The sequence below is a fragment of the Halomicrobium zhouii genome (genome assembly GCF_900114435.1).
Lineage (GTDB): Archaea > Halobacteriota > Halobacteria > Halobacteriales > Haloarculaceae > Halomicrobium > Halomicrobium zhouii.
Genome location: NZ_FOZK01000004.1, coordinates 249,075 through 260,211, shown reverse-complemented (window position 1 = coordinate 260,211; position 11,137 = coordinate 249,075). Strand labels below are relative to the sequence as shown.

General features: G+C 67.0%; 12 protein-coding genes. 3 read left to right on the top strand and 9 right to left on the bottom strand.

Annotation, left to right across the window (positions count from 1 at the left end; translation table 11 throughout):
* Positions 1-166: 166 nt before the first annotated feature.
* The gene (locus BM337_RS21680) at positions 167-1,558 is read right to left on the bottom strand and encodes a hypothetical protein (protein WP_089818695.1); all 1,392 of its coding nucleotides are present in this window, start codon (positions 1,556-1,558) and stop codon (positions 167-169) included.
* Positions 1,559-1,720: 162 nt separating this feature from the next.
* Between BM337_RS21680 and BM337_RS18420 the strand changes: the two genes are divergently transcribed.
* Positions 1,721-2,473, top strand: coding sequence for a mechanosensitive ion channel family protein (locus BM337_RS18420; protein ID WP_089818693.1), 753 nt, complete (start codon positions 1,721-1,723; stop codon positions 2,471-2,473).
* A gap of 56 nt (positions 2,474-2,529) precedes the next feature.
* Here BM337_RS18420 and BM337_RS18415 read toward each other — a convergent pair whose 3' ends face one another.
* Positions 2,530-2,805, bottom strand: coding sequence for a HalOD1 output domain-containing protein (locus tag BM337_RS18415; RefSeq protein ID WP_089818691.1), 276 nt, complete (start codon positions 2,803-2,805; stop codon positions 2,530-2,532).
* A gap of 212 nt (positions 2,806-3,017) precedes the next feature.
* Positions 3,018-3,299: a DUF7553 family protein gene (locus tag BM337_RS18410; protein WP_089818689.1), complete on the bottom strand. Its 282-nt coding sequence runs from the start codon at positions 3,297-3,299 to the stop codon at positions 3,018-3,020.
* A 435-nt stretch (positions 3,300-3,734) separates the two neighbouring features.
* On the opposite strand from BM337_RS18410, the gene BM337_RS18400 reads away from it, so the two are divergent.
* Positions 3,735-4,301 (top strand): CBS domain-containing protein, encoded by a 567-nt coding sequence (locus BM337_RS18400; protein WP_218155593.1) that lies wholly within the window; start codon positions 3,735-3,737, stop codon positions 4,299-4,301.
* 142 nt (positions 4,302-4,443) lie between these two features.
* On the opposite strand, the gene BM337_RS18395 is transcribed toward BM337_RS18400, so the two are convergent.
* Complete coding sequence (locus tag BM337_RS18395) at positions 4,444-4,803, bottom strand: hypothetical protein (RefSeq protein ID WP_089818683.1); 360 nt, start codon at positions 4,801-4,803, stop codon at positions 4,444-4,446.
* Between the two features lie 219 nt (positions 4,804-5,022).
* Between BM337_RS18395 and BM337_RS18390 the strand changes: the two genes are divergently transcribed.
* Entirely contained in the window at positions 5,023-5,361 is a 339-nt protein-coding gene (locus BM337_RS18390; RefSeq protein ID WP_089818681.1) for a DUF7344 domain-containing protein, read from the top strand.
* Positions 5,362-5,581: 220 nt separating this feature from the next.
* Here BM337_RS18390 and BM337_RS18385 read toward each other — a convergent pair whose 3' ends face one another.
* The 5 genes from BM337_RS18385 to BM337_RS18365 all read right to left on the bottom strand — a co-directional run bounded on the left by BM337_RS18385 (position 5,582) and on the right by BM337_RS18365 (position 11,016).
* Complete coding sequence (locus BM337_RS18385; protein ID WP_089818680.1) at positions 5,582-6,583, bottom strand: hypothetical protein; 1,002 nt, start codon at positions 6,581-6,583, stop codon at positions 5,582-5,584.
* A 410-nt stretch (positions 6,584-6,993) separates the two neighbouring features.
* On the bottom strand, positions 6,994-8,679 hold the full coding sequence (locus tag BM337_RS18380) for an NADH-quinone oxidoreductase subunit D (RefSeq protein WP_089818678.1): 1,686 nt from the start codon (positions 8,677-8,679) through the stop codon (positions 6,994-6,996).
* Positions 8,680-8,748: 69 nt separating this feature from the next.
* Positions 8,749-8,967 (bottom strand): dodecin family protein, encoded by a 219-nt coding sequence (locus tag BM337_RS18375; protein ID WP_089818676.1) that lies wholly within the window; start codon positions 8,965-8,967, stop codon positions 8,749-8,751.
* 84 nt (positions 8,968-9,051) lie between these two features.
* A complete protein-coding gene (locus tag BM337_RS18370) occupies positions 9,052-10,125 on the bottom strand; it encodes a pentapeptide repeat-containing protein (protein WP_089818674.1) in 1,074 nt (357 codons plus the stop codon).
* A 45-nt stretch (positions 10,126-10,170) separates the two neighbouring features.
* On the bottom strand, positions 10,171-11,016 hold the full coding sequence (locus BM337_RS18365; RefSeq protein WP_089818672.1) for a YihY/virulence factor BrkB family protein: 846 nt from the start codon (positions 11,014-11,016) through the stop codon (positions 10,171-10,173).
* Between the last annotated feature and the right edge of the window lie 121 nt (positions 11,017-11,137).

Sequence of the window (11,137 nt, the reverse complement as noted above, 5' to 3'; positions counted from 1 at the left end):
GAACTCGGTGCCTCCCGCCGGTCGAAACCGAGCTGCTCGCGGGCCACTTCGTTCCCCGCTCGCTCGTTCCTTGGTTCCTCCCGTCCGTCGGAACCGCTACTCGCGGGTCACTTCGTTCCCCGCTCGCTCGTTCCTTGGTTCCTCCCGTCCGTCGGAACCAAGCTGTCTACGTCCGCTCTAGATCCTCCTCGCCCGCGAGCTGGACCTCGTCGTCGGTGATGCTGGCGACGTTCTCCGGCTCCAGGGGGTAGGCGTCGTCGTCGTGGCCGCCCCAGTCGAGGACCGACTTGATGCGGTCGGTGAGCGACGGGTGAGCGTCGACGTACATCGTGCCGCCCTCGACGTCAGTGACCATCCCGACCTCCTCGCCGGTGGCGTCGACGACCATCTTCCCCTCGTCGGCCTCCGTCGGCATCACTCTGTGTTCGCCAGCGTCCGCGTCGGCCGTCGCGGTGGCGGGTTCCGTGCCGGCCGTGGCCTCCCGGTCAGCGGTCGTCTCCGTGTCGTCAGCCGTCATATCGTCGTCGGCCATCTCCGTCCCGCCGATCGTTCCAGTCGTCCCGGTGTCGGCCATGGCCTCCCGGTCGAGGAACTCGCGGTCCTCGTCCGTGGCGATCTCGGTCTCGACGTCCCGGCTGCTGATCGTCTCGGCCGAGAGCGTACTGCCGGTGGTGAGGTCGCCAGTGTACTCCCGCCGGACGCGCATCTCCTCCTCGACGGTCTTGCGTTCGAGCAACGTCGTCTCGACGACCTCGCCCTCGCGGAACTCGCTCTCGATGGCGCCGCTCTCGATGACCTCGTTGGCGCGCCCCTCTGAGGCGAGCATGTCGCCCTCCAGGATCGTCTCCTGGACGCCCTCGATGTCGACGCGCTCCTCCATGGTGTCGCTCTCGACGGTCTCGGTCTCCGTCGCGTCCGTGTCCACGATGCGGCTCTCGATGGTCAACTGTTCGAGGACCTCCCTGGTCACCGCCCAGTCCTCGTCGACCTCGACCGTGACCTCGATGTCGTCGTCGGTGCTCTCGTAGCCGGTCTCGAACAGCTCGTCGTCGACCATCTCGTCGTCGATGTCGACGGCGGTGACCTCGCAGTGGTCGACCTCGCGCGAGACGAGTTCGGCGTCGACGATGCTCTCCTCGACGACGGCGCGGTCGACGACCTCGCTCTCGACGGTGGCCTCCTCGACGATGGTCTCTTCGATCACCGTCGTCTCGGTGATCGTCGAGGTGACCGTCTCGCCGGCCATCAGCCGTTGCTCGACGTCCTCGGCGTCCAGCCGGCTCACCATCTCGTTCCGTTCGAGGACGTCGAAGGGGCGCGAATCCCGGTTCCGGCGGATCACGACCATCTCGTTCTCGTCGATTTCCCGGTGGAAGTCGTCCCACGTCATCTCTTCGTGGTGCTCCCGTCGGTCCGATTCCGGGAGAATCTCCACGGTGTCGTCCCCGTCACCTTCGCGTCTGACCGGCGTCGCTTCGTGTTCGTCGGCCCAGGTCTCGATGCGGTCGGGATCTGTCGTTACCTCGCTCTCGCTCGGTGTGTCGTCGTCTCGGGGCATGGCTACACACATCAATTGATCTTCACGATCCATAAGTATGCGCCCGCCCCCGTCCCACCGGTAAGATTGCGAGACGATATCGGTGTGCTTACTGAATTTTGGCGACAAATACGACCTGCCGTATTTATCTGGGTCGATAGGCTAGTGTGTAATGGAGACACAATGACACGAACGACAGCACTGGCGTTACAGATCGACGTTCCGCAGTATCTGGAGAGCACCGTCGCAGACATCGTCGCGTTCCTGCCGAGACTCGTCGGGGCACTGGTCGTGTTGATCATCGGCTGGGTCGTCGGCGTCGCGGCGGCCAGAGTCGTCAGCAGATTGACCGACGCGGTCGAACTCGACAGGATGGTCCTCGATACACCCCTCGGCCGGATAATGGGCGGGTCGCGCCAGGCCGTCTCGGACACGTTCGGTGCCATCGCGAAGTGGTTCGTCTACGCGCTGGCCATCCTCGCGGCGGCGAACGTCCTCGCGATTCCGCTGCTGTCCCAGTGGATATCGACAGCCGTCTCGTACCTGCCCGCGTTCATCGCCGGCCTGGCGGTGATCGTGGTCGGCTTCGTCGTCGCGGACTTCATCGGCGACGCCATCACGAAGACGCGCGCGGCGACGGAGACGGCCTACACGTCGTGGTTCGCGACCGGGACGCGGATGTTCCTCTACTTCACCGCGATCGTGATCGGCCTGGACACGATGGGGATCGACGTCAGCATCCTCTACGTGTTCGCCAACGCCATCGCGTGGGGCGTCGCGGCGGCCATCGCCATCGGCGTCGGCCTCGCCCTCGGCTGGGGCGGCCACGAGTACGTCGCCAACAACATCAACCAGTGGATGGGCCGTGCGTCCGAGGGGACGCCCACTCCGGAGGAGCCACGCCAGACCGACGGGGGGAGCGAATCGCGCAGCTAACGGCGACGAACGCACAGTGTCGCCGGAGCGGCGCTGGCTACCCCCTCGGCTGCGGCTCACTCCTCGGGACGGAACCTCGCGTCCCCGTCCTGGGAGATCGTGATGCGGAACCCCTCGTAGGAGAACGACACTTCGACGTTAGCGTCGGGGTCGGGCGGTTCGGAGAAGATGTTGTCGACGACGTGGTCGATGGCGTCGTACAGGGGCGAGAGTTCGTCGCTCTGGACTCCCTTTAGCTCCGCGACAGTCTCGGTGATGTCGACGTTGGGCTGGTTCGGGCCCGGATCGAACGTCGTCTCGTACCAGTCGCCGTCGGCCACGTCGTCTGTCATAGTGTTGCTTAATCTTCATTTGCATTAGGTCTTGTCCGTCCCGGGACCGGTCCGGCGCCGCCTCGCGTCCCCACCGCTCGGCCCAGCGCACTTGCTCGCAGATTCCGTCGGCCGGGGATACTCACCGCCTTCTCGCTGTCGTTCCTGGCCGCGTGAGCGGGCCGCGCGTGTCCCCCGGCAGCCCGATCACGAGGCGCGCTGAACGGCGCGGGTCACCAGTTCTGTGCCTTCTCCCGGCGGAACGCGTCCACGTGGTCGCGCGCGTTCTCGATCAGGTGGTGGACGCGGTCTTCGTCGTCGAGTTCGTCACCGAGCCCGACCAGTTTGGCCTCCACTTCCTCTAGCCGGTCGCCCTTGACGGCGTCGTCGGGTTCGTCGGCGAGGACAGCGAATCCCTCGTCGATGGAGTGGAGCTGTTCCTGCACCGTGGCGTCGTCGGTGACGTCACTGGCCTCCTCGACGAGTTTGCGGGCTTCCGCGATGCGGTCGACCATACCGTTCGTTGGATGCTCGCGGGGAAAGATGTGTCTCCCGTCCCCGGGTTCGTGTCACCTGGCAAGGCTTTATTGAGCCCTGGAGCGAACCGTCGCACAGTCGGTCGTTCCAGCACCAGCGGCCGACGGATACCCATGACACCGTACCAGGGAGACGCCCCCGACCAGCCACGGGGACGACGACCGTCGGGCACCGAGCACCAGCAACCACCAGCGCGACGCCCACAGCAGCCGCCGGGCGGGCAACCCCAGGGACAGCCACCGCAGAGCGGGCAGCAGCTGCCCCAGGGGCAACCCCCGGGTGGCCAGCCCCAGGGTCGGCCACCGCAGGGACAGCCACAACAGGGACAGCCGCCCCAGGGCCAGGGACCGATACCGCAGGGGCAGCTCCCACAGGGAGTACCCCAGCAACAGTCCGGCGGGATGCCGCCGCAGATGCCCTCCCAGGGCGCACCGCCACAGGGAATCTCCGGCGTGCAGCCACAGCAGCTGCACCAGGGCGGCACACAGATGCCCCAGCCCGGCATCCAGCCCCAGCCCGGCGGGCAAACGCGACGGAGTGAGGGAATGCGCATGCGTCCGATCCGGGTCGAGGAGGTCGTCGAGGAAGACGTCGTCACTGCCGAGCGCGACACGCCCATCTCCGAGGTCGTCGCGAAGATGGCCGAGGAAGACGTCGGCAGCGTGGTCGTCGTCGAGGACGACCAGCCAGTCGGCGTCATCACCGACCGGAGCGTCGCCCTCGCTCTCGAGAACACGCCGGACATCGCGAACAAGCAGGCCGGAGACCTCGTCAGCGGCGACCTCGTCACCGCCACGACGAGCATGAGCGTCTTCGACGCACTCCAGCACCTCAGCGACGAGGGGATCCGCCGATTGCCCATCGTCGACGACAGCGGCGACCTCCAGGGCATCATCACGCTCGACGACGTCCTCGTCCTCCTGGGCAGCGAACTCAACAAGGTCGGCGAGACGATCAAGAAACAGTCGCCACGGCTGTAGCCGGCGGTCGACCGAACGTGCAGTCACTTCCCCGCTCGTGACGCCCCGACCAGCGCCTCGATGGGCGCCGACAGTCGTCCGGTGGTCCGCCCCGAATTCACCTTCTTCCGGCAACGTCTCCGCCTCGAATCGACCGGGCCGACTAGACGCCGGGGATGCCGATGGCGGAGAACGACGTGATGCCCAGCAGCGCGAGCACGTAGAGGATGACGACCGTGGCGATCCAGGCGATCAGGGCGATACCGATCGCCTCGACCCAGCCACCGGGGTAGCGGTAGTTGATCACGGCGATGTACGCGAGTAGCGCCAGTAGCGCCCCGAGCAGCGGGATCCAGCCGAGGAACGCGGCGACGACGAACCAGACCAGCGACGCGATGAGCGCCGTGACGATGGCGTAGGTGTAGTCCTCGACGTCGGTGAGGATACTCGCGCCCAGGTAGATCCCGGCCGCACCGATGAGCAGGCTGACGACGAAGCCGATGATGGACTCGACGAGTGCCATACGACGACTGCGGCGGGGCCACCTTTAGTTATAAATCGGTTTTCGCACCGGGTGCACGCGACGGTCCCGGTCTACAGGTACTTCCCCGATACTGGGCGGGTGGTCGTCGGCTGCATCGACGTGGTTTCGGTTTGCTGGTGGCGGCGGCGTCAGGCGATCACCGTCGACCCTATCTCCTTAGGCATCCTGAATTTCACGGTGGGTGCGAAATAGTAAGATATGTACTCACGCGTCGGTGACAGCCCCGGCCGAACCGAGCGAACGGACGCCACGGGACCGCCCGCGGAGGAACTCGCGGACGTGCTCGACGACCCGCACTGTCGACACCTCCTCGACATCCTGGACGAGGAAGACGGCCCGGTCCAGGAACCCGACCTGGCGAGACGCGTCGTGGCCCGGATCACCGGGACCTCGGCCGACGCCGTCGACGACGACGTCCAGCGCCGGGTCCAGACCTGGCTCCACCACGGCCAGTTGCCCGTCCTCGACGAGTACGGCGTCGTCGAGTTCGACGCCGACGCCGGCGAGATCAGTATCGGGAAATCGCCGCGCCCGTAGCGCCGGCCCGGCCACCACTACCACCGACGCCTTCTCGGGCCGATAAGCGAGTATTATCGCCGGACTGCGGGCAATTACTCCGCGGTCGAGACTCCCCGACGAACGGCGGCCCGTCCGCCACCCGGCCGAAACGGCGAACAGTCACGGCGCGTCGCTAGCTCCCAGTCGTCCGTCTCGCCCAGTAGATCCGGCCGAACGAGGCGCGCGGTCGGGTCGAGAACTAAGCGACCAGTAACAATACGTCGTCGAGTACTGTCCCCGAACGGACGACGGCTCCGCCATCGCGTGGCGGTGTACCGTCGCCGGCACCGGCCGACGCGGCGGCCCGGCCGCGAAGGGTCCGCCCGGACCGACCCGGCGACCGGACACGTCCTATCGAGAGTTTCCCATGAATCAGCACACACCGAACGACGAGCGTCGGGGACAGGAACACGACCGGGACCCGTTCAAAGGCCAGTACCAACAGGGTCACCAGCAGCTCGGACAGCGGCAGGGCCAGCACTCGAGTCGTGACCGGGGTCAGGGCCCGGTCGACGAGGGCGACTGGAGCGGACAGGGACGCCGGCAAGGGCAGCGTCGGCAGGACGAGCCCCACCAGGGTCACTCCCGACGGGACCAGCACCAGGGCGGCCGGGACCAAACTGGCCGCCAGCGGCAGGGCCACCGACAGTCCGGCCAGCACCAGCAGCAGCCCGGACACCAACAGCGCCAGACCGGCCAGCACGAGCAGGCCGGCCAGCACCAGCAGGCCGGACAGCAACGGGGCCAGCAAGGCGGTCAACAGCAGTCCGGCCAGCAGATCGGCGAGATGTTCGGCCACGACGAACTCGCCCAGCAGGCCCACCAGGGCCATCCCCAGCAGGGCCACCCTCAGGGTCAGCACCAGCAGCGAGCTAACCAGCAGCAAGGTCGACAGCAGCAGGGTCACCAGCAGACCGGCCAGCACCAGACCGGTCACACGGGCCAGCAGCAGGGACAGCGCCACCAGACGGGCCACGGCGACGCCCAGCCCCGTCAGGGCCGGGATCACGACCAGCGTGGCCAGATATCCCACCAGGCTGGCGGGCAGCAACAGCACCGACAGGGTCACCAGACCCGCCACGGCCAGCAGCAGGGCGGCCACCAGAACCAGCAGGGCCAGACAGACCAGCTGGGACAGCACCACACCGGCGGCCAGCAGAGTCGCTACCAGCAGCGCCACAGCGGCGACGAGGAGGGACACGACCCGAGTGAACGCCGGTCCCGGGGCTACGGTCGAGACGAGACCGCGAACAAGTAAGCGCGCTCCGCCCCACCACGATTCCGTCACCTACGGTCACCAGTTTCGCCGTATGCGTCGCCAGGAGACGTCGTCGCGTCCGGCGATCCGCCGGTCGTCGACGGGACCGACTGGTAGCCTGCTGGTGCGAAGCCGACGACGCAGTGGTTAACAGTGATATCGTTGTTAAGCAGTGGGCGGTGGCGGGGCGGAAACGGGGCGACTCACTCCGGTCGGAGCATCCTTCTCACGGCTCGCTTCGCTCGCCGTTCCTCTGTAAGATGCTCCTCGCTTCGCTCGGAGCATCCTTCTCACGGCTCGCTTCGCTCGCCGTTCCTCTGTAAGATGCTCCTCGCTTCGCTCGGAGCATCCTCCTACCGGTCGACGCTCCCGAGGACGATATCGAGGCTGCCGACGGCGGCGATGAGGTCGGGGATCATCTCTCCCTCGGCCATCTCGGGGAGCGCCGAGAGGTTGTGGAAGCAGGGGCTGCGGATCTTGAAGCGGGCGGGGCTGGCGGTCCCGTCGCTGCGGACGTAGACGCCCATCTCTCCCTTGGCGGACTCGACCGCCTTGTACGTCTCCGAGTCGGACTCGGGCTTGAGCGTCCGCGGGACGTTGGCCTGGAGCGTGCGCTCGTCCTCGGGCCAGTCCTCGAGGAGGTCCAGGCACTGGGAGACGATGCGGGCCGACTCCTCGACTTCGCGCAGGCGGACCAGGATGCGCGCGTAGTTGTCACAGCCGTCGTCCGTCGCGACCTCCCAGTCGAGTTCGTCGTAGTAGCCGTAGGGGTCGTCCCGCCGGAGGTCGTAGTCGACGCCCGAGGCGCGAGCGACCGGCCCGGTGACGCCGTAGTCTTTCACCACGTCGGGGCCGACGACGCCCGTGTCGACGGTCCGCATCTGGAACAGTTCGTTGTTCGTGATGAGGTCGTGGTACTCCGCCAGGCGACCGGGGAGTTCGTCGATGAACTGGCGCACCTTGTCGACGAACTCCTGGCGCGGCGTAGGCAGGTCCCAGGCGACGCCGCCGACCCGGAAGTAGTAGAACATCATCCGCTGGCCGGTCAGGTCCTCCAGGATGGACTGGACCGTCTCGCGGTCGCGGATGCCGTACTGGAAGATGGCCGTGAAGTCCCCGTAGACGTCCAGTGCGTACGTCGCCACCGCGAGGAAGTGACCGAACATCCGGCCCAGTTCCGTCGCCATCGTCCGCAGCACCTGGGCGTACTCCGGCACCTCGACGTCGGCCAGGTCCTCGATGGCGCGGGCCGGCGCCCACTCGCAGGGCAAGTTCGCAGTGTAGTCCCAGCGGTCGGAGTAGGGGATGATCTTGTGGCGGTAGGTGCCGTTCTGGCACATCTGCTCCTCGCAGCGGTGGAGGTAGCCGACGTCCGGGTCGACGTGGGCGACCTGCTCGCCGTCGAGCTGGGTTTCGAGGTGGAGGACGCCGTGGGTCGCCGGGTGGTGGGGCCCGATGTTGATGAACATCCTGTCCGACCCCTCGTGCTGGTCGCTCACCTCGGCCTGGGCGGTGGCCCCGGACATCATCGCCTCGCCGTGCTCGGCCAGGGTGACGACCTGGGGCTGTTGCTGGTCGTAGTCCAGCGAGAGGGGGTGGCCCTGCCACGTCTCCGGCAGGAGGATGCGCCGCAGGTCGGGATGGCCCGCGTAGTCGATACCGACCAGGTCGTAGGCCTCCCGCTCGTGCCAGCCGGCGGTACTGAACACCGACGTCGCCGACTGGTTGCGCGGGTCGTCCTTGCTCGATGGGACGACGACGGAGACCTCTCTGGTACGGTCCTCGTAGCTCGTGAGGTGGTAGATGCTCTCGAAGCGGTCCGCGTACTCCTGTGCGGTAAGCAGTGAGAGGTGGTCGAAGCCGGCCTGCGCTTTCAGCGTCTGCAGGACGTCCGCGACGTGGTCCGGACCGACGACGAACGCCGGCGCGTTCTCGTGGTGGTCCGTCCCGATCACTCGGTCGCCGAGCAGGGCCGCGATGGCCTCCTCGTCGACGTCGCCCTCCGGTTCCTCCGCCTCTATCTCCTGGTCAGTGCTCATGAATCTGTGTCGGCAGTTACCCGTCCCAGCGGTCGCCGCTGGTAGTCGATCCGGCGCGGTCAGGGGCGGTCACTGGGCGTGCTGTTCCTCGTGGACGGGGAAGGCGACTTCGACGGTGGCCCGGTACTCGGTGACCTCGCCGTCTTCCACCTTCGCCGTCTGATCCTCTACCTCGACGCCCCGGATGTCGTCGATGGTCTTGCTCGCCTCCCGCACCGCCTCGTCTGCGGCGTCGTCCCACGATTCCGCTGACGTCCCGAGAACTTTGACTACTTTGACGGCTGTCATACCGGCTCGAGATACGCGAGCACGAGACTAAAAGGTTGGCACAGAGACAGGTCCGTCGGCATCGAGGGCCGGCGCGTCGATGCGTCAGCTGATCCGGCGCGTGAGCACGAACACCAGTACGGCGACGAGCAACTGGCCCAGCAGCGCCTCGACCCCCGCGAGTCCCCGGGCGAAGTTGCCGACCGGGCGGACGTCGCCGTATCCCAGCGTCGTGAACGTGACGATGCTGAAGTAGAGGCTCTTGTAGAACGCCTCGACCAGGACGAATTGCGGCGCCGTCTCGGGGTCCTCGATGGACCAGGTGATCGACTCCGGTTCGCCACCGCCGCCGCTGACCGTCTCCACCAGCCCGCCGGTGAGCGGGTAGAGCAACGCCGAGGCGACGATGATCACGGCCGCCGTCGCCAGGACGCGCCACGGACTCATGCCGTAGCCCGTGATCCAGCGGGCGCCCTCGGCCATCACTGCCCGCGTCCGGTGCCCCGACTCCCAGGCGAGACGGCGGCGGACGTCCTTCTCCTTCAGGTAGTACTGGCGGGCCTCGTAGGGTAGCGCGTTGTTCTCGTGGATGTTGTGAATCTCGCGGTAGGCCCAGACGGCCGCCTGGGCGTTCTCCTCGAAGGTGGCCGCGTCCTCGGCCGCCGCCAGTTCCTCCTCGTAGACGACGGCGTCGCCGAACCTGGTGTCGCGATTGATGCGGACGTCCGAGAGCACCGTCTGGTCGAACCGGGCGTGCCGGAAGTCGGCACCGCGCAGGTCACAGGTCCGTATCGACGCGTCCTCGACGTTCACCCGCGAGAGGTCGGCCTGGCGGACGTCGACGTTGTCCAGCGTCGACTCGCGCAGGTCCGCGCCAGCCAGCGACGCATCCCGGAGGTCGACGTGGCTGAATTCGGTACCGATCAGGGAACATCCCTCGAACCAGTCGACCCCGTCGAGGTCGGCCGTGTCGACCGTCGCACCGTCGAGGCGCTCCGGCCCGTCCGGGGCCTGGGCCGCGTAGTCGTCGTGGAACTTCGGAACACCGGTCGCGTGCCAGACACAGCGGTCCTCGTCGTTCCAGACGGACCGCCAGCAACAGGAGTCGCCGATGTCGTGGAGCGTGCTCACGCTGTACTCGTAGCCACATCGGTCCGCGGGAACTGCGTCGTCGTCCATCGGTGCTACGGGCGCTGACCGGTCACGGTGTGCACGCGAGGCGCGTCATTCTGGCGAGCGATTCCCCTCCGGGTTCGGCGTCGGTTTCGCCGCCTCCGACTGGCCGGCGAGCACGACGTTGACCGCGACACCGAGCAACAGGACGAGCGCGCCGAAGTAGAGCCAGGTCACCAGCAGGATGACGCCGCCGATGGCCCCGTACAGTTCGCCCGTCGAGGAGTACGTCGTGTACACGCGGAAGAGGCTCTGGAGGATCGCCCACCCGACGGCGGCGACGACGGTGCCAGGAATCACGTCGCGGACGGAGACGTCCACGTCGGGGAAGACGTAGTATATCGGGAAGAAGGCGGCCGTCAGGGCAGCGATGAGGAACACGAAGCTCAGCGCACCGATGTACGGGACGTCGGGGACGAACCTGACGAGGAAGCCGGCAACCACCATCGCAGCGACTGCGACGACGATGCCGCCCAGGACGATGACGCCGTCTTTCACCTGGTCGAGGATGCCGTTGTCGCCTGGCGAGTGGTACAGCGACGCGAACGCGACGTCGAGCCCGCGGAACACCTTCAGCACGGACCACAGCAGCGCCACGATCCCGATGATCGAGAAGCTGGCGGCGTTGCTGGCCTGGGTGATAGAGTCGGTCACTATCCCCTGTGCGGCGGGCGTCAGGTACTGCTGGGTCAGACCGATCACGACGTCGGCGAACGCCTGGCCACCGACGATGGACGCGACCAGTAGCGCGAGCAACAGCAGGGGGAACATCGAGACGAACGCGTAGTAGGCGATGGAACCGGCCATGAAGGTGATGTTCTCTTCCTTGAACTCCGCGGCGATAGCTCGCAGTACGGACGTGGCGCGCCCGCTACTGCCGCCGAGACTCAGCGACACGGCAATCGATCACCCCGTTCCGGACCGTCCCGACTGACGCGAAGCATACGTCCGAAGTGACGGGGGCCTCACACTTATACTGTCGGCCCGGAATCGTCGCTCGCGTTCCACCCGGAAAAGA